Source organism: Kocuria aegyptia (assembly GCF_039530085.1).
In the GTDB taxonomy this organism is placed as follows: Bacteria; Actinomycetota; Actinomycetes; order Actinomycetales; family Micrococcaceae; genus Kocuria; species Kocuria aegyptia.
In genome coordinates this window covers 80,386-100,330 of sequence record NZ_BAAAOA010000029.1, presented here as the reverse complement: position 1 = coordinate 100,330, position 19,945 = coordinate 80,386, and the positions used below count along the sequence as shown (strand labels likewise).

General features: G+C 73.7%; 17 protein-coding genes. 12 read left to right on the top strand and 5 right to left on the bottom strand.

The window, feature by feature from the left end; translation table 11 throughout:
• Positions 1–29 precede the first annotated feature (29 nt).
• From ABD220_RS12320 to ABD220_RS12290, 7 genes are all read left to right on the top strand, one after another.
• Positions 30–1,451: an NAD-dependent succinate-semialdehyde dehydrogenase gene (locus tag ABD220_RS12320; protein ID WP_344122993.1), complete on the top strand. Its 1,422-nt coding sequence runs from the start codon at positions 30–32 to the stop codon at positions 1,449–1,451.
• A 59-nt stretch (positions 1,452–1,510) separates the two neighbouring features.
• A complete protein-coding gene (locus ABD220_RS12315) occupies positions 1,511–3,094 on the top strand; it encodes a thiamine pyrophosphate-binding protein (RefSeq protein WP_344122991.1) in 1,584 nt (527 codons plus the stop codon).
• Positions 3,095–3,516: 422 nt separating this feature from the next.
• The gene (locus tag ABD220_RS12310) at positions 3,517–3,990 is read left to right on the top strand and encodes a hypothetical protein (protein ID WP_344122989.1); all 474 of its coding nucleotides are present in this window, start codon (positions 3,517–3,519) and stop codon (positions 3,988–3,990) included.
• 106 nt (positions 3,991–4,096) lie between these two features.
• Positions 4,097–5,518, top strand: coding sequence for a sensor histidine kinase (locus ABD220_RS12305; RefSeq protein ID WP_344122987.1), 1,422 nt, complete (start codon positions 4,097–4,099; stop codon positions 5,516–5,518).
• Positions 5,518–6,222 (top strand): response regulator transcription factor, encoded by a 705-nt coding sequence (locus ABD220_RS12300; RefSeq protein ID WP_344122985.1) that lies wholly within the window; start codon positions 5,518–5,520, stop codon positions 6,220–6,222. Before ABD220_RS12305 ends, ABD220_RS12300 begins: the two co-directional genes overlap by 1 nt.
• Entirely contained in the window at positions 6,219–7,109 is an 891-nt protein-coding gene (locus ABD220_RS12295; protein WP_344122983.1) for a hypothetical protein, read from the top strand. The genes ABD220_RS12300 and ABD220_RS12295 overlap by 4 nt, the downstream gene beginning before the upstream one ends.
• A 69-nt stretch (positions 7,110–7,178) precedes the next feature.
• Positions 7,179–8,504 carry an MFS transporter gene (locus ABD220_RS12290; protein ID WP_344122981.1) on the top strand — a complete coding sequence of 442 codons (1,326 nt, stop codon included), beginning with the start codon at positions 7,179–7,181 and terminating at the stop codon, positions 8,502–8,504.
• A gap of 32 nt (positions 8,505–8,536) precedes the next feature.
• On the opposite strand, the gene ABD220_RS12285 is transcribed toward ABD220_RS12290, so the two are convergent.
• Positions 8,537–9,568 carry an NAD-dependent epimerase/dehydratase family protein gene (locus ABD220_RS12285; protein WP_344122980.1) on the bottom strand — a complete coding sequence of 344 codons (1,032 nt, stop codon included), beginning with the start codon at positions 9,566–9,568 and terminating at the stop codon, positions 8,537–8,539.
• A 26-nt stretch (positions 9,569–9,594) separates the two neighbouring features.
• Complete coding sequence (locus ABD220_RS12280; RefSeq protein ID WP_344122979.1) at positions 9,595–9,858, bottom strand: DUF3072 domain-containing protein; 264 nt, start codon at positions 9,856–9,858, stop codon at positions 9,595–9,597.
• A 175-nt stretch (positions 9,859–10,033) separates the two neighbouring features.
• On the opposite strand from ABD220_RS12280, the gene ABD220_RS12275 reads away from it, so the two are divergent.
• The 3 genes from ABD220_RS12275 to ABD220_RS12265 all read left to right on the top strand — a co-directional run bounded on the left by ABD220_RS12275 (position 10,034) and on the right by ABD220_RS12265 (position 13,152).
• The gene (locus tag ABD220_RS12275) at positions 10,034–10,570 is read left to right on the top strand and encodes a hypothetical protein (RefSeq protein ID WP_344122977.1); all 537 of its coding nucleotides are present in this window, start codon (positions 10,034–10,036) and stop codon (positions 10,568–10,570) included.
• 4 nt (positions 10,571–10,574) lie between these two features.
• Positions 10,575–11,375, top strand: coding sequence for a RibD family protein (locus tag ABD220_RS12270; RefSeq protein ID WP_344122975.1), 801 nt, complete (start codon positions 10,575–10,577; stop codon positions 11,373–11,375).
• Positions 11,376–11,985: 610 nt separating this feature from the next.
• Positions 11,986–13,152: a glycerate kinase gene (locus ABD220_RS12265; protein WP_344122973.1), complete on the top strand. Its 1,167-nt coding sequence runs from the start codon at positions 11,986–11,988 to the stop codon at positions 13,150–13,152.
• Positions 13,153–14,102: 950 nt separating this feature from the next.
• Here ABD220_RS12265 and ABD220_RS12260 read toward each other — a convergent pair.
• A complete protein-coding gene (locus ABD220_RS12260; protein WP_344122971.1) occupies positions 14,103–16,451 on the bottom strand; it encodes a coiled-coil domain-containing protein in 2,349 nt (782 codons plus the stop codon).
• Positions 16,452–16,892: 441 nt separating this feature from the next.
• On the opposite strand from ABD220_RS12260, the gene ABD220_RS12255 reads away from it, so the two are divergent.
• Together ABD220_RS12255 and ABD220_RS12250 are read left to right on the top strand one after the other, a co-directional pair.
• Positions 16,893–17,396 carry a hypothetical protein gene (locus ABD220_RS12255; protein WP_344122969.1) on the top strand — a complete coding sequence of 168 codons (504 nt, stop codon included), beginning with the start codon at positions 16,893–16,895 and terminating at the stop codon, positions 17,394–17,396.
• Between the two features lie 119 nt (positions 17,397–17,515).
• Positions 17,516–17,821 carry a DUF6907 domain-containing protein gene (locus tag ABD220_RS12250; protein ID WP_344122968.1) on the top strand — a complete coding sequence of 102 codons (306 nt, stop codon included), beginning with the start codon at positions 17,516–17,518 and terminating at the stop codon, positions 17,819–17,821.
• On the opposite strand, the gene ABD220_RS12245 is transcribed toward ABD220_RS12250, so the two are convergent.
• Positions 17,808–18,515 (bottom strand): response regulator, encoded by a 708-nt coding sequence (locus ABD220_RS12245; protein ID WP_344122966.1) that lies wholly within the window; start codon positions 18,513–18,515, stop codon positions 17,808–17,810. The two genes, ABD220_RS12250 and ABD220_RS12245, sit on opposite strands and share 14 nt — an antisense overlap.
• Positions 18,509–19,945 (bottom strand): sensor histidine kinase, encoded by a 1,437-nt coding sequence (locus ABD220_RS12240; RefSeq protein WP_344122964.1) that lies wholly within the window; start codon positions 19,943–19,945, stop codon positions 18,509–18,511. Before ABD220_RS12240 ends, ABD220_RS12245 begins: the two co-directional genes overlap by 7 nt.

Below are 19,945 nucleotides of genomic sequence, written 5' to 3'. Positions count from 1 at the left end.
CCCCCCGACCCCGCAGAGGAGACCCCGCCATGACCGCCGATGCCCGCCCCACCCCCTCGTCCGCCTACCGCTCCGTCAACCCGGCCACCGGCCGAGTGCTGGCCGAGATCCCGACCGCCACCGACGGCGAGGTCGAACAGGCCCTGGCCGCCGCCGACGCCGCCTTCCGCGCGTGGCGGGCCCGTCCCATCCAGGAGCGGGCGGCCGTCGCGACCCGCGCCGGGGAGCTGTTCGCCGAGCGGGCCGGGGAGCTGGCCGCGATCATCACCGAGGAGATGGGCAAGCCGCTCTCCGAGGCCCGGGACGAGGTCGAGTTCTGCGCCGAGATCTTCGGCTACTTCGCCGCCCAGGGCCCGGCCCTGGCCGCCGACGAGTCCATCACGGCCTCGGCCGGGGGCCGGGCGGTGATCCAGAAGCGCCCGGTCGGGGTGCTGCTGGGGATCATGCCGTGGAACTACCCCTACTACCAGGTCGCCCGCTTCGTGGCCCCCAACCTCGTGCTGGGCAACACGATCGTGCTCAAGCACGCCGAGTCCTGCCCGCGGGCGGCCCTGGCCATCCAGCAGCTGCTGGACGACGCCGGGGTCCCGATCGGGGTCTACGCCAACCTCTTCGCCTCCCACGCCCAGGTGGAGCACATCATCGCCGACCCCCGGGTCCAGGGAGTGTCGCTGACCGGGTCGGAGCGCGCCGGGGCGGCCGTGGCCGAGATCGCCGGGCGCAACCTGAAGAAGGTCGTCCTGGAACTGGGCGGCTCCGACCCCTACGTGGTGCTCGACACCGCCGACGTGCAGGAGTCCGCGCGGGCGGCCTTCGCCACCCGGATGGGCAACACCGGCCAGGCGTGCAACTCCAACAAGCGGATGATCGTCATGGCCGACATCTACGACGAGTTCCTGGCCGAGCTGACCCGCCAGGCCGCCGCGCTGACCCCCGGGGATCCGGCCGAGGACGCGCCGGGAACCTTCGCCCCGCTGTCCTCGAGGGCCGCCGCGGAGAACCTGGCCGCCCGGATCCAGGACGCCGTGGACGCCGGTGCGACCCTGCACGCCGGTGGCCGGCTGCTCGAGGGCCCGGGCGCCTACCTGGAGCCGACCGTGCTCTCCGGGATCACCCCGGAGATGGCCGCCCACCACGAGGAGCTCTTCGGCCCCGTGGCCGTGGTCTACCGGGTGGCCGACGACGACGAAGCCCTCGCCCTGGCCAACGACACCCCCTACGGGCTGGGCGGGGCGGTCTTCAGCACCGACCCCGCCCGGGCCCGGAAGATCGCCGAGGGCCTCGAGTGCGGTATGGCCGCCGTCAACGCCGCCGAGGCCGAGGGCGCCGAGATGCCCTTCGGCGGGGTCAAGCGCTCCGGCTACGGCCGGGAGCTGGGGCCGCTGGGCATGGACGAGTTCGTCAACAAGCGCCTGCTCTACGTCAAGGACCGACCCGCCGGCGAGGACTGACCCGCCCGCGCCCCCACCGCAAGAGATCCGCACCCGCCCCACCCCCTGGAGGACCGCTCATGACCGCCCGCAGGACCACCGCCCGTGCCGTGCTGGAGACACTCCGGGGCTACGGCGTCGACACCGTCTTCGGCATTCCCGGGACCCACTCGCTCGAGTTCTACCGCCCGCTGCGCGAGCTGGGCATCCGGGCGGTCACCACCCGCCACGAGCAGGGCGCCGCGTACGGCGCCGACGGGTGGAGCCAGGTCTCCGGGCTGCCGGGCGTCGTCATCACCACGTCCGGTCCGGGCCTGCTCAACTCGCTGTCCGGGGCGGCCACGGCCTACGCCGAGTCCCGTCCGATGATCATCCTGTCCCCCGGGCGTCCCGTGGGCCACGACTTCCGGGACATCGGCTCGCTGCACGAGACGAAGAACCCGTCCGCGGCCGTGGACGCGATCGTGGGCCGCAGCCGCCGGGTCACCAGCGGGGCCGAGGCCGTGACCATGGTCCACGACGCCTTCCGGGACTTCGCCCACTCCCGCCCCCGTCCGGTGCACATCGAGATCCCGCTGGACGTGCTGGAGGCCGAGCTCGACTACACCGACCGGCAGGTGGCCCCGCGCCGGCTCGGGGCCCCGCAGCCGGCACCGGTCGACGACGTGCACCGCGCAGCCCAGGTGCTGCGGGCCGCCGAGCACCCGGTCATCCTGGCGGGCGGCGGCTCGCTGGCCGCCGGCACGCGTCTGCTCGAGCTCGCCGAGCTGCTCGAGGCACCGGTCATCACCACGACCAACGGCAAGGGCGCCATCCCCGAGCAGCACCGCCTCTCGCTGGGCGCGGACCTGCGCCTGAGCACCGCCCACGAGTACCTGCGCTCCGCCGACGCCCTGCTGGTGGTCGGCTCGAAGGTCGGCGAGGCCGAGCTGTGGGGCGGGGACATCACGCCCCGGGGACCGGTCGTGCGCGTGGACATCATGCGGGACCAGATGCTGTGCAACCTCGACCCGGACATCGAGCTGCCCGGCCACTCCGCGGCCGTGGTCCCGCAGCTGATTGAGGCGATCGGCCCGATCGCACCGCGCCCCCCGCGCGACCTCGCCGAGGTCTTCGCCCGGCTCGACGACGAGGGCCGCCGCACCGCCCCCGAGCTCGCGGCGCTCAACGAGACCATCATGGCCGTCGTGCCGGAGGACACGATCATCGGCGGCGACTCCTCCCAGGTCACCTATCTGGGCTCCACCACGTTCTTCCGCGCCCGGCTCCCGCACTCCCTGCTCTACATGGGGACCTACGCGACCCTGGGCTACGGCCTGCCCGCCTCGATCGGGGCGAAGCTCGCCGCGCCGGACCGGCCGGTGGTCTGCCTCGTGGGCGACGGCGCCCTGATGTTCTCCATCCAGGAGCTGATGACCGCCGTGGAGCTGGGCCTGGACCTGCCGATCGTGTGCGTGGACAACGGCGGCTACGGCGAGATCCGGCAGAACATGACCGACCGGGACATCGACCCGCTGGCCGTGGACCTGCGGCAGCCGGACTGGCCGGCGCTCGCGGAGGCCTTCGGCGCGGTCGGGCTCGAGGCCACCCAGGAGAACCTCGCCGAGAAGATCGCCGAGGCGCTCGCGGTGCACGGGCCGAGCCTCGTCCACCTCAGGATCTGAGCCCCCGGCCGGCGCGTCGCGCGAGCGTCACGACCGGCGCAGAGCGCTCCGGAGAGGCCGGGGGAAGATCCGCAGAGTCCGGCGTCACGCCTGGTGAGCGCGCAGAAGTCCTGCTCACGGTGCGGAAGCACGCAGCCGGACAACGGTGCTTCACCGCCGAGGAGGAGCTCGGCGCGGATCTCGAGGAACAGGTCTACACCGACCACGAGGGCGACGTGCCCCGGGACCGGGCCCGGTTCCGGCTCCCGCACCTCCGCCCCGGGGCGGAGCCGGCGGCGGCTGCTGACGGTTCCCTCCGACGGACCGGCCGACGCTCCGCCTGCCGGGGGAGGCCCTGGGGCAGGCCCCGCCGATAGCGTGCTGGGAGCGGCCCCGGCGACGGACGCGGGCGGGCCGCGCCGCCGTCTCCCGGAAGGACACCGATGATCGACGCCCTGCAGGACCTCACCTCTTCCCTGCCGCCGCTGCTCCAGTGGCTGGGAGTGGTGGCGGCGGGAGCGATCCCGTTCGTCGAGTCCTACTTCGGGTCCGTCATCGGTGTCCTGGCCGGCCTCGACCCGGCCATCGCCGTCGGGGCCGCCGTCGTCGGCAACGTCGCCTCCATGCTGGTGCTGGTCCTGGGCGCGCACGGCCTCCGCCGCAGGTTCACCGGCGACGCCCGGGAGCCCTCGCCCAGACGGCAGAGACTGCGCCGAGCCTTCGACAGGTACGGCGTGGCCGGCGTGAGCCTGCTCGGCCAGACCATGCTCCCGAGTCAGATCACGGCGACGGCCATGGTCTCCTTCGGCGCGGACCGCAACACCGTCATTCTGTGGCAGGTCGTCTCCATCGTCCTGTGGGGCGTCGCCTTCGGTGCGCTGGCGGCCATGGGCGTGGGCCTGCTGGACGCCGGATGAGCCGCGCCCGCACCGGGAGCCCCGGGCCCGGGTGCGGAAAACCGCAGGAGCAACAGGTGGAGAACGTCGCAGCGGGACAGGCCCGCGCGACCGTAGCGTGAAGGTCATGAGCACACCGCACGAGACCCGGCCCCTGCCACCCGCCCCGTGGAGCAGACCCGACCACGATCCCCAGGACGGCCCCGGCACCAGGGGCCCCGACGACGCCCACCGCCCCGCAGGCGGTTCCCGACCCGCCGGCCCCGTCACCGGTCCCCGGTTCCGGGAGTGGGGACCGTGGTCCCCCAGGACCCTCTTCTTCGGCACCACCGACCTCGTGGTGGACGCCGCGCTCGGCACGCTGTGGCTGACCGCCCTCGTCTCCCTGGTCTCCGCCGGCTTCGCCTCCCTCGCCGCCCTGGTGGGCGTGGTCCTGCTCGTGGCCGCGATCTACGCGGTCCGCGGGATCGAGTGGGTCGAGCGCCGCCGCGCGCAGGCGGCGTTCGGGCTGCACCTGCCCGCCCCGCGCCGGCGCCGCTCGCCGCGCACCGACGGCTGGCGGATCGCCCACCAGTGGTGGCTGGACGTCTCCGACGCCGCCTTCTGGACGGGGCTGCTGCACCTGCTCCTCACCACGGCCCTGGGCTGGGTCGCCGTGGCGGCCCTGGCCGGCACCGGCGCCGCCGTGGCCCTGGCCTTCGCGCCGCTGTACGCGGCGCCGAACAACCCGTTCTGGCCCTCCGACGTGGTCGGGACGTGGCCGGACTGGGCCGTGGTCCTGGCCGGGCTCGCCCTGGCGCTGCTCGGGCTGCTCGTCGTGGTCCTCGCCGTGGCCGCCCACCGGGGCCTGTCCCGGCTGCTGCTGCGGGTGGACGAGGCCGCGGAGCTGCGCCGCCGGGCCGCCGAGGCCGCGGCCGCCCGCGAGACCGCCGTCCGCGGCGCCCGCACCGAGCGCTCCCGGATCGAGCGGGACCTGCACGACGGCGTGCAGCCCCAGCTCGTGTCCGTGGCCATGAACCTGTCGATGGCCCAGCGTCGGATCGACCACGACCCCGCCGGGGCCAAGGACCTCATCGGGGAGGCGCACGCCACCACGAAGGCCGCGATCGCCGAGCTGCGCCGCCTGGCCAGGGGCTTCCACCCGGCGGTCCTGGAGGACCGGGGCCTCGACGCCGCCCTGTCCGCCGTGGCCGCCCAGTCCCCCGTCCCGGTCGCCGTGGACGTGCGGGTCCCGCGGCTGGCCCCGGAGACCGAGGCCGCCGTGTACTTCGCGGTCTCCGAGGGCATCGCCAACATGGTCAAGCACGCCCAGGCCGGCGCCGCGTCGGTGCGGGTGGGCCTCGAGACCGGCCCTGCGGGAGGCGCCCGCGTGATCGCCCGGATCGCCGACGACGGCCGCGGCGGCGCCGTGGTGGTCCCCGGCGGCGGCCTGTCCGGGATCGCCGACCGGATCCGTTCCGCGGGCGGGCACTTCTTCCTCGACTCGCCCGCGGGCGGGCCGACCGAGCTGACCGTCGAGCTGCCGGTCGCCCGAGGGGCGGGATCCTGATGCGCATCGTCATCGCCGAGGACGCCGTCCTCCTGCGCGCCGGCCTCGTCCGCCTGCTCACCGAGGCCGGCCACGAGGTGGTCGCCGACGTCGACACCGCCGAGGACCTGCTAAAGGCCGTCGAGCGGCACGAACCGGACTTCGCCCTCGTGGACGTGCGGCTGCCGCCGACGTTCACGGACGAGGGCATCCGCGCCGCCGTCCTCGTGCGCTCCCAGCACCCGCGGATCGCGGTGCTCGTGCTCTCGCAGTACGTCGAGGAGCGCTACGCCTCGGAGCTCATCGCGTCCCGCCGGGACGGCCTGGGATACCTGCTCAAGGACCGGGTCGCGGACGTCGACCAGTTCCTCGAGTCCGTGGAGACCGTGGGCGCGGGCGGCACCGTCCTCGACCCGGAGGTCGTCTCCCAGCTGCTCGTGCGCTCGCGGCACCGCCAGGACCTGGACCTCCTCTCCCCGCGGGAGCACGAGGTGCTCGGGCTCATGGCCCAGGGGCTCTCCAACGCCTCGATCGCCGCGAACCTGTTCCTCACCGAGTCCTCGGTGGAGAAGCACATCCGCTCCGTGTTCACCAAGCTGGGCCTCGCCCACGAGGACGGCGGCAACCGCCGCGTCCGCGCAGTCCTGCGCTACCTCGGCTACCCGGACCCCGGGCCCGGCCACACCCCGTCCGCCCACCCGTCCCACCAGGAGCACCGGCCATGAGCACCCACCCCGAGCACCCCGCCGCCCAGGACGTCCCCAGCGACAACGAGCGCACCGCCTGGCTCGTCCCCACCGCCGTGCTCGGCGGCATCGGCGCCCTCCTCCTGCTGGGCGCCGGCGGCGCGACCGCGGCGGCGTCCCTGTCCGTCCAGGAGCACCGGGTGGACACCACCGTGACCGAGACCGTGGACACGGTGGTGGTGGACGGGCGGTCGGCCGTCATCGAGGTCGTGACCGCCGACGTCCCCGACCTGCGGGTGGAGTCCGTGTACGCCGGGTTCCAGCTCGAGAGCGCCCCCGAGCCCCGCGTCGAGGACGGCCGGCTGAGCATCGACGCCCTCCCGTCGGGCTCCTGGCCGGGCGCCGGCAGCGGGATGCACGTGCGGATCACGGTCCCGGCCGAGGACGAGCCCGTGGACCTGCGGCTCTCCGGGGACGCCGGCGCCCTGAGCATCGAGGGCGACTACGGCGACGTCCGGCTCGACACCGAGGCCGGCGTGATCGAGGTGCGCGGCGGCGCGCGTACCCTGTGGGCGGCCTCGGAGGTCGGCGCCGTCGACCTCGACGGGGTCCGGGTGCGCGAGGACCTGGACGTGCACACCGAGGTCGGGGCCACCGAGGTCCGGCTCCTCGGCGAGGCCCCGCAGCGCGTGTCCGTCACGACCCGTGCGGGGGCCGTCGAGGCCGCGGTCCCGGACGCCGCCTGGTGGATCCCCACGGTGCCCGGCGCGGACGAGCGCGACCCCGAGGCCCTGACGGCGGCCACGGTCTGCGCCGACGCCCCCGGCGACCGCCCCTGCCTGTACGTCTCCTCGGCCGTGGGCGCGGCGGAGATCACCTACGGCGGCCGGTCCTCCACCCCTGGCGGCGGGGGGGTCGGGCGGTAGACTGGGCCGCGTTGTCCGGGTCGGGCGCACCGGGAGGGGGGACGGTGCGCACATCCTCCGAGGACCCCTGTGAACCCCCTGACCTCCTCCTCCACGGCTGAGCGCGCCGCCCCGGTCCCCGCCGCGGAGCACCCCGCGGCCGCCCAGCACGGCACCGGCCGCCGGACGGCACCCTCGCCCGGCGGCCGGTACGCCCGGCTGGTGCAGCTCGCCGGGCGCGACTTCCTGCCGGTCGCCTTCGTGGCCCGCCTGCCCCTGGCCATGCTCACCGTCGGGGCGCTCACCCTCGCCACCGCCGTCAACGACTCCTACGTCGTCGGCGGGCTGGCCGCCGGCGCCGTCGGGATCGGATCGGCACTCGGCGGGCCCCTGATGGGCCACCTCGCCGACCGCCTGGGCCAGCGGGCCGTGCTGCTGGTCTCCGCCCTCGCCCACGCCGTGGCCATCGGGCTGCTGCTGGTCACCGCCCACGCCTCCGCGGGGCCGGGCGCACCGGCTGTGCCGCTGCTCGTCGGCGCGTCCCTGCTCGTGGGCGCCACCTGCCCCCAGGTGGGCCCGCTCGCCCGGGTGCGGTGGCGGGGACTGGTCGGCGGGAACCGGCGCGAGCTGGACACCGCCCTGTCCTACGAGTCCACCGCCGACGAGCTGACGTTCGTGCTCGGCCCGGCCCTGGTGGGTCTGCTGGCCTCCGTGGTCGCCCCCTGGTCCCCCTTCGTCCTCGCGGCGATCCTGACGCTCACGATGGTCACGACGTTCGCCGTGCACCCCACGCGGCTGGCGGTCCCGTCCGTCTCCCGCGAGGACCGGCGGCGGGCGGCGGCCCGTCCCGTCACCGGCCGCGAACGGCTCCTCGTGCTGCTCCCCGTCCTGGGGATGGTGGCCATGGGCGCGTTCTTCGGCGCCGTGCAGAACGGCCTCAACGCCTTCGGCGGCGAGTTCGGCATCCAGAGCGCGACCGGCCTGCTCTACGCCGTGCTCGGCATCAGCTCGGCGGCCGCGGCGCTGTCCGTGGCGTGGTGGCCGCCGAGCTTCCGGCCCGCCTCCCGCTGGGTGGTCAGCTCCGGCGCCATGGCCGCCCTGAGCATGCTGTTCCTGCTGCCGGGCGGGATCGGGCCGATGCTCGTGGTGCTGCTGCTCGCCGGGCTGCCCCTGGGGCCCGCCATGGTGACGATCTACACCATCGGCGGGGACGTCGCCCGGCCGGAGCGGCTGGGCACGGTCATGACGATGCTCGCGAGCGGCGTGGTCCTCGGCTCCGCCGTGGGCGCGGCACTGGCCGGCCTGCTGGCCGAGACCGCCGGGCACCGGGGCGCGTTCACCGCCGCGGTCGGCGCGGCCTGCGCCATGGTCCTGATCAGCGCGGCGCTGGCGCTGCTCCGGCACCGGGAGCGCTGACCCCCGGCGCCCGTCCGGGGACGCCGGGACGGCTAGACCAGCGGCGACCTGGTCCGGTGCTCCCGGTTGCCGAGGCCCTCGCCGCCGTCGAGGTTGTCCACGAGCTGCCGGAGCGCCTCGAGCGAGCTCACGGTCTCCGACCAGCCGGTTGCCTCACGGATGCGCGTGGTGTCCATGATGGGCACGGCGTCGGCGAGGTCGATCCAGCCGGGGTCGGTGGGCTGCAGGCGCAACCGGTAGGTGATCGCCACGAGCGCACGGACGAGCGCCGGCGGCACGGGCAGGACGCGCCGGGCGCCGAGCACATGGGCCACGCCGTCGGCGCCGATCACCGGTTCGGCCGCGACGTTGAACGCCCCGCCGGCACGGTGCTGGATGACCCGCCAGAACGCGTCCGCGACGTCGTCGGTGTGCAGCGTCTGGAAGCGGAACTTCTCGGGGAACGGCAGCACGGGCAGGCGCAGCCGGGCGATGAGCCTCTTGGGCACGAGGGCGCCGAAGAAGTAGTCCCCGATCTCGGGGGCCGCGTCCGCCTGGAACAGGAAGCCGGGCCGCAACCGGGTCACCACGACCCCGGGATGGGCCTCCTCGAACCGGTTGAGCACCGCCTCCGTCTCGGCCTTCTGCACGTTGTAGTGCGAGGTCTCGACCCCGCCGACGGGCCAGGACTCGTCCACGGCCCGGTCCTTGGGCCCGCGGCTGTAGGCCCCGAGCGAGGAGGGGTAGACGATCTGGGGCACACCGGCGAGCACCACGGCGTCGAGCACGTGGACGAGGCCGTCCACGTTGGTCTCGTGCATCAGCGCGAAGTCCCGGTTGGGGCGGATGAGCCACACCAGGTGGATCACGGCGTCCGCGCCGGCCAGGATCTCCGCGAGCGCGGCGGTGGACTCCTTGGCGGCGACGTCGACGGTGTGCCACTCCACGCCCTCGTAGGGCTCCCCCTCCCGCTCGGGCCCCTCGCGGGAGACCCCGACGATGTGCGTGACCTCCGGCGCGGCGTGCAGCCGGCGGAGCACCGCGGTGCCCACGTTGCCCGTGGCTCCCAGGACGACGATCTTCACGGTGCTCCCCCTCCGCCGGAACGGACCTACTGGTCCTGGACCCGGCCGCTCTCGCCCTGCAGGCGGTCGATGTGCTTGGACGCCTCGGCCTTGGTCAGGTCCGCCGGCAGCTCCTCGCCGGCCTCGCGGGCCAGGGTGTCGAGGTAGCTGCGCTGCGCACTGGTCATCGGCTCCTCGCCGGTGGCCCAGTCGTCCGGGTCGCGGTCGAGCCCGCTGCCCGGCTCGGGGCTGGAGGCGCCGATGGTCTGCTGCTCGTCGGGATCCGGGGATCCGCTCGCGTTCTCAGTCATGCGCCCATGATAGTCATACCCCTTATGGTTCCGCCCCGGCCGGGCGGTCCGCACCGTTCCTGCCGCGGCGGGGGCGGAATCAGTAGGCTGGAGGACCGAGGAGCTCCGCGCGGGGTGCCGGGAGCCCCCTGGCGCGCGCCCCGGCGAGGTCCTACCCACGAGCGAGGAGAAGCAGATGAGCGAGCAGCCGCGCACCGGCCCGAACGGCACCGCGGGCCCAGGAGTCCAGTCCGACAAGCTCGAGGCGTACATGCTGGGGCACTACATGGGCGCTCTCTCCGGGGTGCGGCTCTTCGACGAGGCGGCCACCACGTGGGCCGGCACCCCGTACGAGGAGCGGTTCACCACGTTCGTGGACGAGATCAAGAACGACATCGACCACCTCGAGGCGATGATCGACCGCCTGGGCTCCGGCCGGCGCAAGGTGGCCAAGGGGCTCGGGACCGTCACGGGCATCGCCTCCCGGCTCAATCCGCTGAGCCGGATCCGGGAGCGGGCCGGCATCGCCGCCCACGGGGAGCTCGAGATGCTGCAGTCCCTCGTGGTCGCCAAGCGCAGCATGTGGGTCACGCTCCTGGAGCTCGCGCCCGCAGAACCGCGTCTCGACACCGAGGAGCTGAGGAAGCTCGAGGCCGACGCGGCCGAGCAGTACGACCGCCTGCGGACCATCGCCGAGGAGACGGCACGGGACCGGTTCCTCGCCCGGGACTGATCTCGTGACCGGCCCCGTCACCGGCAATCCCGCGCCCGGTGCCGCCGGCTCCGCAGCCGTTGCTTCCACGGCCGCCGCCTGGGAGGCCCTGCTGGCCGGCCGGGCCCGCCCCGTCCCGCCCTCGGGGGCGGAGCTCGTCGAGCGCTACGGACCCCTCGTGGCGCACCGGGGCGCCCTCGTCCTCGCCCAGCTGGGCCAGAGCCTGGACGGGTTCATCGCCTCCCACACCGGCCACGCCGAGTTCGTGACCGGCCCGGAGGACCGGGAGCACCTGCACCGGCTGCGCGCGCTGGTGGACGCCGTGATCGTGGGCGTCGGCACGGTCGTCGCCGACGACTGCCTGCTGACCGTCCGCGCCGTGCCCGGCCCGCACCCCACGCGAGTGGTCCTGGACCCCTCGGCGCGGGCTCCGCTGGCCTCGGCCCTGTTCACGGACGGCGCCGCGCCCACGCTGTGGGTGGTCGGTGAGCACGTGAACGTGCTGCCGGCGCCGGCGCCGCACGTCACGGTGCTGCGGGTGCCCGTGGGCGAGGACGGGCTGGCCCCTTCGGCGGTGCTCGAGGTGCTGGCCCGGCGGGGCCTGCGGCGCGTGCTCGTCGAGGGCGGCGGGCGCACCGTCTCCCGGTTTCTGGCCGCGGGAACGCTGCACCGGCTCTACCTCACCACCGCGCCCATGCTCATCGGGGACGGCGTGCCCGGCATCCGGTTCGCCGGCGCCGAGCACCTCTCCGGGGCCCTGCGCGCCCCGGTGCGCCGCTTCGTGCTCGGCGACGACCTCTGCACCGAGCTGACCTTCCGCGCCTGAGCTGCGCCGTCGCCTTCTCCGTGCCTCTGCCACGCCTCCGCTCACCTCTCGGCGGCCTTCCCTGTCCCGCGTGGATCTCATCCGACCGAGTTCCGACGACGTCCCACGAACTCGACGTCGTCATCATCATCGCCAGTTCGGTCTCCACCGCCCATGCGCCCTTCTTCGCCTGCACCGGCACCGGCGGTGATCCTGCGGCACTGTGCGGGTTCGCCATCAAGAGCACCGCCCACCTCACCCCCTCGACGGGAAAGCCGGGCTCCGGGCGGTGCGAGACGTCGGGCTGCAACGCGCCGCGGACCGTGCTCAGCCCCGCCGGCAGCTCCGTGGCCCTGTACATTTTCGAGAACAAGGACGTCCACCGGCTCGACCAGGACCGGGGCGGGGTCGAGGCCGGCGACTCCATGGGGCTGCGGGCCTTCTGCCTCCGAGGCCTGCTGTGCGGGCGGCCCGGACCGGTTGCGGCACCTGCTCCACAAGGACGCCGACCCGCAGACGGAGCTGCACTGACCCCGCGGGCGGGTCGCGGCTGGGACACCCCACCGCGATCCACCCCGCTCGACCAATCCGCCGGCCCGGCGCCGGCACCGACCAGGACAGGAGGACGGAGATGCGCATCGTCGTCGCACCGGACAAGTTCAAGGGGTCCCTCGAGGCCTCCGACGTGGCTGCGGCCCTCGAGGCGGGGATCCGCTCGGCGGACCCCTCGGCCGAGGTGCTCCGGCTGCCCGTGGCCGACGGCGGGGAGGGCACCCTCGAGGCCGCCCTCGGTGCCGGGTTCACCGCCCGGCCCGTGACGGTGACCGGGCCCGTGGGGCAGCCGGTCGACGCGGCGTTCGCCCTGCGGGACCGCACCGCGGTGGTGGAGATGGCCCTCGCCTCCGGGCTCGCGGCCCTGCCCGTGGACGAGCACGGGGAGCCGGTGCTCGACGCCGGCGGTGCGACCAGCCGCGGCACGGGCGAGCTCGTCCGCGCCGCCCTCGACGCCGGGGCCGAGCACGTGGTCCTCGGCGTCGGGGGCAGCGCCTGCACCGACGGCGGGGCCGGGCTGCTCCAGGCCCTGGGTGCCCGGCTGCTGGACGCCGCCGGCGACGAGCTCGGCAGGGGCGGGGCCGCCCTGGCCGAGCTCGACCGGGTGGACCTCACCCGCCTCGATCCACGGCTGGGACGCACGGAGTTCGTCCTGGCCGCCGATGTGGACCATCCGCTGCTGGGCGAGCGCGGTGCCGCGGCGGTCTTCGGCCCGCAGAAGGGCGCGGACCCCGGGCAGGTGCGCGTTCTCGATGCCGCGCTGACGGTCTTCCGGGACCGGCTCGCGGACGCCCTCGGCGAGTCTGCGCTGCAGGCGGCCGAGGCCCCCGGCGCCGGGGCCGCCGGCGGCGTGGGCTATGCCGCGCTCGCCGTGCTCGGCGCCCGCCGCCGCCCGGGGGTCGAGGTGGTCCTGGAGTTCGTGGGCCTCGCCGAACAGCTCGCCGGCGCGGATCTCGTGGTCACCGGCGAGGGCAGCCTGGACGAGCAGTCCCTGGGTGGGAAGACCCCTCTGGGGGTGCTCGACACCGCCCGCGACGTGGACGTGCCCGCGGTGGCGGTGTGCGGGCGGACCACCCTGGAGCCGCGTGTGTTGCGCGAGGCCGGCTTCCTGCGGACCTACGCCCTGACCGAGCTCGAGCCGGACCCGCGTACGTGCATGCGGGAGGCCGCACGGCTGCTGGAGTCCGTGGGGGCTCAGCTCGCCCACGACCTGCCCGCGCTGCTCGACGCAGCGCACCCCCGCTGACCGACCCGGCGCTCGGTGCCGGCACGCCCGGCCCGAAGGCGCGTCCATGACGCTGCCGCAGCACTCGGAGCACGGCTGTCCCAAGGACGCCGCAGACGCCCCGCGCACCGGAACCGACGACGACGCTCGCGGCCACCGCGAGTTCGATCGCGGTGCTCCCGGGCAGGAACGTCTCCTGCGGCGACCGCTCCGCGGTCCGCGAGATCGGCGTGCTCGACGGCAGAGTCGTCGCCGTCGCGCCCCTGGGGCCGCCCTGCGCGGCCGTGAGGTCCCGCAGCTGACCGACGACGAGCACCTGCTGCCTCGCCGACGTCGGCTTCCGGGACGGGGCGGTCCCCGGCAACACGCCCCACGCCCGCGAGCTGCACGGCGACGACGTCTTCGGCTACAAGCGCTTCCTATTGCACTCCGGCGCGGCGCGCGCTAGCACCGGCCCCGCGGCGCGCCCTGCCGCGCGGCCCGCTCCGCCACGCGGCAGGTCACGAGCACTTCGGCGAGGCCGTTTCCGGCCGGCGGCGGCCGGGCCCGCGGTGATCGGGAATCCGCACGGGCCGCCGGCGCGGTCAGGGACCGCCCCAGGACAACCGCGCGGTGGGGTGTACTCGTTCGTGCCGATGAGGACGTAGAAACCGTCCTGCTCGCCGCTGTCCGGGACGTGGGACATGCACAACCGCGCGGTGACGCCCTCCTCGACGACGGTCCGTGGCTCGCCCACGTGGATCCGGCCCTCCTCGCCGGGGAGTGCGCCGTGCCGGACGACGCACCCTGCGGGGCAGTTCCGGCTCGAGCTGGTCACATCGTCGCCAGGGTGACGGCTCTCGGTGGTCTCGTGCACGGCGTATCTCCTTCCGCGCTGCTCGCAGCCCGGATCCGGTACCGGACGAGCCCCGGATCGTTGGATCCGGGGCCTGTCTGGTGCCCATTCGGTGAGCGCCCCTGGTCGCCTGGGGTCAGGCGATGCAGCCGCCGAGCGCGATCATGCCGTCGATGGCGTTGATCTCCTTCTGGACCGACCCGAGCTGGTCCTGCAGGCCCTTCACGACGGACGTCTGGGCGGCAATCGCGCCCTGGCTCTGCTTCTTGACCGCCTTCAGCTCATTGAGCTTCTGCTGCGCCGCGGTGACCTGTCCGTCCAGCGTCACGACCTGTTCCTGCAGCGTCGTCAGCCGGTACTCCGCGGCAGTGATCTCGCCGTTGGCCTCGTTCAGCTGGTCCAGGAGCGGAGCCACGCGTCCCTGCAGGTCCAGGACCTCGGCCTCCTTGGCCGCGACCTGCGTGTTGAGCTTGGTCACCGTGACCACGAGAGCGTCCATCTCACTGTTGAGCGCGGTGATCTCGCCCTGCTTCGTGACCACGGCCGCGGCGGCGTCCTCCGCGGCCGCCTGGAGCGCGGGCAGCTCTGCCCGGAGCGTCCGGAGCTCCGCCTCCTGGGCGGCGACGGCCGCTTGCGCGGCCTCGAGAGCCGCCGTGGCCTCGGCCAGCCGGTCCTGCTGGTCCTGCAGCATCGACTGCTGGGCGGCGACCTCCCGCTGGGCGGCCTCGACGCCCTCCGTGAGACCCGGCAGGGCGGTCTCGAGTTCAGCGACGATCTGTTCCTGCGCCGTGACGCTGTCGCCCGCGGCGGTGACCGCGTCCTGCAGCGCCGGCAGCTGACCCTGCAACCCGGTCAGCTCGGCCTGTCCCGCGGTCACCGCCGTGTTCGCCTCGGTCACGGCGGTCTCGAGCGCGGGCAGCTCGGCCCGCTGGGCGGCGAGCTCGGCCTGCTTCGTGGCCACCGCGGTGTTGGCGGCGGTCAGCGAGGCCTGCAGCGGAGCGGCCTGCTGCTGCAGGCCGGCGCTCTCCTGCTGCTTGGTGGTCAGCTGCTGGGACAGGACGTTCACCTGCGTCTGCAGGGTGGTGAGGTCTCCCTGCAGACCGGAGATCAGAGTGGTCTTGTCGCCGATCTGGGTGGTCAGCGTGGTGAGCTCGGCCTTGTGGGCGGCGATCTGCGCCTCCCGGGCCTCCCGCTCCTCCTTCTTGCCGCCGTTGGTCTTCTCCAGCCGGGCGATCTCCTGGTCCAGGAACGTCGTCCGCTCCTGCAGGGTCGTCAGATCGTTCCGGGCCTGCGTGAGGGCCGCCTGCTTGGCAGCGATGGCCGTGTTCTGCTCGTCGATCTGCTGCTGGAGAGCGGCGATCTCGGCACCGGTCGCGGCGATCTGCGTGTCGTTCGCGGCGGCGGCATCCGCGGCGGTTTTCGCCGTGTTCCCCAGAGCGGCCAGCTCGGCCTCCGCCTCGGCGATCTCCGCCTGCTGGGCGGCCAGCGCGCCGGCGGCGCGCTCCGCGGTGGCCTGGGCCACGACGAGGGCCTCCTTCGCCTCGGCGATCTCCGCCTGCTGGGCGGCCAGCGCGTCGGCGGCGCGCTCCGCGGTGGCCTGGGCCACGACGAGGGCCTCCTTCGCCTCGGCGATCTCCGCCTGCTGGGCGTCGAGCTCGGACTGGGCGGCAGCGCCGCTGTCCTGCAGCCGCTGGAGCTCCGACTCGGCCGCGGTGACGGCTCCTTCGGCGGCGGTGCGGGCGTCCCCGGCCGTGGCGGCGGCGCGCTCCAGAGCGGCGAGCTCGGCCTCGGCCCCGGTGACCTGCTCGTTCTGCGCGGTGAGGGCACTCTGGGCCGCTGCGGCGGCGGCCTCCAGCGTCGTCAGCTCGGCCTGGGCGGCGTCGATCTGCTCCTGCTTCACCACGGCGTCCGCGGTCGCCCCGGCGGCCTGGTCCTCCAGGGCGGCGAGCGCTTGCTTCCCGGCCTCCAGGTCCGCTTCCAGCGGCGCCAGGCGTTCGCGCAGGCTGGTCTGCTGCGACTGCAGCGCGGCGAGAGCCTCCTCGGCGGCGGCCACGGCCTCCACCGTCTCGGCCCGCTGCTCGACCAGGCCGGCGTGCTCGTTCTCGGCCGCCTCGATGTCGAGGTCGGTCTGCGCTTCCTCGCTCTCGAGGGCGACGATGGCCTTCTGGCCCGCACTGATATCGGCCGTGAGATCCTCGGCCTTCTTCGTCAGCGCCGCCTTCTCTGCCTGCAGCTTGGTGATCTGGTCCGCGTTCTTCTTCGCGGCCGCCTTCAGCAGGCCCTGCTGCACCGTACCCCGGTGCGCCGTCTGGTTGACGACGCCGTTGCACACCCCGCCGGCGGTGGACGGCGGCGCCGCGTGCGCCGGTGCAGCCACGGCGATCCCGCCGAAAACGGCTGAGATGGCCAGGGCCGCGACAGCGCGACCGGACGCCCGCTTGAAAGATGCACCGGACGTGGCGTTGGACGTGCGTGAGTAAGGCATGGAATTCCCCCCGAATCATTCGGCCCACCCCCTGTGGGCCGATCCCCAGGGTGAGTCTGCAGTATTGCCATAGCAAATTCCAGTGCCTCGGTGTTCAACCACCTAAACGTGTTGACATGTCGTTGCCCTCTTTCGAAGCAAGCCCGGGAACGTCCCCGGGGCGACGCCCGAGGCCAGTAGGAGCCGGCCGCGTGACCGAGTTCCCCGCGTCGTTGTATCCGTTCAGGGGTTTGAACGCCTCAGGGGCCGGTGTTCAGGCGTTTGAACGCCGCACCGTCTTCTTCCGGTTCCACCCCGGCCATAGCCTCGAAGTACACGGCGAGCCGGGGGGGCTCACCAAACAGCAGGGGCCACTTCAAGTGGACGCGTCGACGGAAACGCCGACATCCCTGCGGCATCGGAGAAGCTCCGTCACGGGGGCAAGAACTTTGGGGGAACACCATGAACAAGCACCTTCTGTCCGGCATCGCGGCGACCACGTTCGCCGCGTCCCTGGCATTCGCAGCACCCGCCTCCGCGGCGGTCACACTCAACACGGACGGCACCGGATTCGTCGGCAAGGGCGACGTCCAGCTGGCGCTCAACCTGAACAACGCACAGGTACAAAACGGCAGTTTTGTCTTTGCTGCGGTGAGCACCACCGTCTCGGAGTACTCATGGGAGTGCACCAACTCGAATAACGAGAAGGTCCAGCCGAGGGAGTCGACCACCACGACTTCCACGAGCGGCTTGGTCTCCGCCGACGCCCGAGTGAAGAACCAAATCACTGGATGGGACCTCAAAGGCTACACCGGGACACTGACGGAGAGTTCGACCAGCGAGGGACCGAAGCTGAACTCCTGCCCGAACAGCGCCGGCTCCTGGACGCTGACGACGCCCGCCGGCGAGCCTGAGGTGGTGTCCTCCAGCAGTTCCCTGACCGTGAACGGCGTGCCTCTCTCCTAGGGGACGTCGATCACAGGTTCTGACAGAGGAGGGTTCCAGGCCGACGGGGCCTGGAACCCTCCTCGTCGATCCGGCGGCGACGCCGCACCCCAGGTCCCTGCCGCCAGAGGGGAGGATTCATGACCGACACCGAGCGCGCCCGGGAACGCCCCGGGGGCAGGGTCCGCCGTTCCTGCCCGCACTGGTGCGTGTCCGGCCACGGCGTCCACCGCGGGGAGGAGGACTGGTTGCACCAGGGGGAACCGCTCATGGTGGCTCGCGGCGTCGTGGCCCGCCTGTGCATGTCGGTCAACCCGGACACGGGCGCCGTGGACGGGCCGTACGTGCTGGTCGGAACCACGGAGCACACGCTGTCCGAAGCTGAGGCCCTCGGCGCTGCGCTGGTCGCGCTCGCCCGGACCGGGACGGGCCCTACTCCCCCTTGAGCACTCGGAAGGCGCTCTCCCGGTCCTTGACCCGCAGCTTGCGCAGCACCGTCGAGACGTGGACCCGCACGGTCGTCGGCGAGACGAAGAGCTTGGCCGCCACCTCCTCGGTGGACCGCCCTTCCGCGAGCAGCTCCATGACCTCCCACTCCCGCGGGCTGAGCTTGCCCGCGGCGTCGGACCTGCGACGGAACATCCGCCGGCCCGGGGCCCGGAACTCCTGCAGGACACGCGTGACGAGCGCCGGGGACATCGCGGCCTCCCCGGCCAGGACGCCGCGCAGCGCCCCGGGCAGGGTCGCCGGGTCGGCACCCTTGAGCAGGTATCCGGCCGCGCCCGCCCGCAGTGCGTCGAAGAGGTCCTCGTCGTCGTCCGATCGGGTGAGCATCACCACCGCCGTCTGGGGCAGGCTGCGGCTGATCTGCTCGGCGGCCCTGATCCCGTTGCCGGGCATGTGGATGTCGAGCAGTGCCACGTCCGGACGGTGCTCGGCGGCCAGGCGCACGGCGTCGTCGGCGCTCGCACCCTCGGCGCACACCTCGCACCCGCCGGCTTCGAGAGCGTGTCGGACCGCTGCCCGCATCCGCGCGTGGTCGTCGGCGAGCACGACCCGGATCCGTTCCTCGCCCGCCGAGCAGCCGTCCGCCCGGCCTCCGCTCGCGGCGCCGCCGTTCCCCGTATTCCCGTCTACCACGTGACCGTCACCTCGCTCCCCCTGCCCGGTTCCGAGCACACCTCCAGCGCTCCGGGCAATGACCCCGCCCGTTCCCGCATGCTGATCAGACCGTACCCGGCGTCCGTCCCGGTGGCACGACGGACGTCGAAACCGGCGCCGTCGTCTTTGACCACCAGGCGACGGCCGTCGCCGTTCCGGGCCAGCCGCAGACACAGCTTCTCGGCCCGGCCGTGGCGCACCGCGTTGGACACCGCCTCCTGAACGATGCGCAGCAGCGCGTGCTGCTGCTCCGGACCGGCGTCGATGGAGTCGTCGACGTCCACCTCGAGGTGGACCCGGTACCTCTGGGCCAGCTCCCGCGCGGCGCGGTGCAGCACGAAGCCCAGTGGTTCGTCGGCGGCGGTTCCGAGCGCCTGCACGGCGACCCGGACCTCGTCCAGGGCACGGTCGCAGGCCCCCAGGATGCGCCCCCGGGTCGGCTCGTCCGCAGGCAGGGCGTGGCCTTCCATCCGGATCAGGGCGAGCTCCTGAATGACGCTGTCGTGCAGCTCGCGAGCGAGCCGGCGCCGGTCCTCGAGCACGGCGGCCCGGGAGCGCGCGTCCCAGTACTGCTCGATCTCACGACTCGCCCCAATGAGCAGGAAGAGGTAGAAACCGGTCCGGAGGATGTCGCCCGTGTAGATCCAGTCCGTGTACAGCGAGGGGAACAGTGCGTAGTTCACGCGGGCGAAGGCCGCCAGAGCGCAGGCCGGTCCCAGCCAGTGGAGGAGGGGATCGGCACGGCTCAGCGCCCGCGAGGTGAAAGCGATGGACGCGACGAAGAAGCACGCCGCTGCCGCTCCTTGGGCCGTCAGCAGCAGCGGATGGCCGCTGAGGATCGGCGGCTGGAGCGCCCCGTTGCCATCGGTCGGGCCGAGGGGCGTGGGCAGCAGGGGACCACCGGCCCACAGTGCCAATGAGATGACCACGACGAACGCCACGGGAACGACCACCGCCCACCACCATGACGCCACCGGGACCTCGCGCGCTGGGCTCACCAGCGCCGCGCCGGCGATGAAGGCAGCCCCTGCCGTGCGCACGGCCAACGGCAACCAGACGTCCAACGACCCCCCGTGGGAACCGTCCAACGACTCCGCCGCGTAGGTCAATCCGATCCCGGCCACCGCCAGAAGGATGAGCCCCTGGGCGAGCAGCAGATCCTGCAACCGTCTGCGGCGGGTGAATCGGCCGTGCAGGAGATAGGCCACGAGAAGAGCCACGCAGGCGTCGACGGTGTCCAGCACGAGGTGCATGGACGGGCCGTAATACCCGAACAGCACGTGAGGACTCCACACCACGAGTGCCGTCACCACCAAGCCGATCGCCCAGCCCACCAGCATGAGCGAGGGGACCAGCGTGGAGTTCCCCAAGCCGCGGTGATCGTCCACCGAGACAACTGGAGCTCTCAT

Bases quoted from the DNA above. Each gene is read 5' to 3' on its own strand.
- ABD220_RS12320 (WP_344122993.1), top strand. From the start codon at position 30: ATGACCGCCGATGCCCGCCCCACCCCCTCGTCCGCCTACCGCTCCGTC.
- ABD220_RS12315 (WP_344122991.1), top strand. From the start codon at position 1,511: ATGACCGCCCGCAGGACCACCGCCCGTGCCGTGCTGGAGACACTCCGG.
- ABD220_RS12310 (WP_344122989.1), top strand. From the start codon at position 3,517: ATGATCGACGCCCTGCAGGACCTCACCTCTTCCCTGCCGCCGCTGCTC.
- ABD220_RS12305 (WP_344122987.1), top strand. From the start codon at position 4,097: ATGAGCACACCGCACGAGACCCGGCCCCTGCCACCCGCCCCGTGGAGC.
- ABD220_RS12300 (WP_344122985.1), top strand. From the start codon at position 5,518: ATGCGCATCGTCATCGCCGAGGACGCCGTCCTCCTGCGCGCCGGCCTC.
- ABD220_RS12295 (WP_344122983.1), top strand. From the start codon at position 6,219: ATGAGCACCCACCCCGAGCACCCCGCCGCCCAGGACGTCCCCAGCGAC.
- ABD220_RS12280 (WP_344122979.1), bottom strand. From the start codon at position 9,858: ATGACTGAGAACGCGAGCGGATCCCCGGATCCCGACGAGCAGCAGACC.
- ABD220_RS12275 (WP_344122977.1), top strand. From the start codon at position 10,034: ATGAGCGAGCAGCCGCGCACCGGCCCGAACGGCACCGCGGGCCCAGGA.
- ABD220_RS12265 (WP_344122973.1), top strand. From the start codon at position 11,986: ATGCGCATCGTCGTCGCACCGGACAAGTTCAAGGGGTCCCTCGAGGCC.
- ABD220_RS12260 (WP_344122971.1), bottom strand. From the start codon at position 16,451: ATGCCTTACTCACGCACGTCCAACGCCACGTCCGGTGCATCTTTCAAG.
- ABD220_RS12255 (WP_344122969.1), top strand. From the start codon at position 16,893: ATGAACAAGCACCTTCTGTCCGGCATCGCGGCGACCACGTTCGCCGCG.
- ABD220_RS12250 (WP_344122968.1), top strand. From the start codon at position 17,516: ATGACCGACACCGAGCGCGCCCGGGAACGCCCCGGGGGCAGGGTCCGC.
- ABD220_RS12240 (WP_344122964.1), bottom strand. From the start codon at position 19,945: ATGAGAGCTCCAGTTGTCTCGGTGGACGATCACCGCGGCTTGGGGAAC.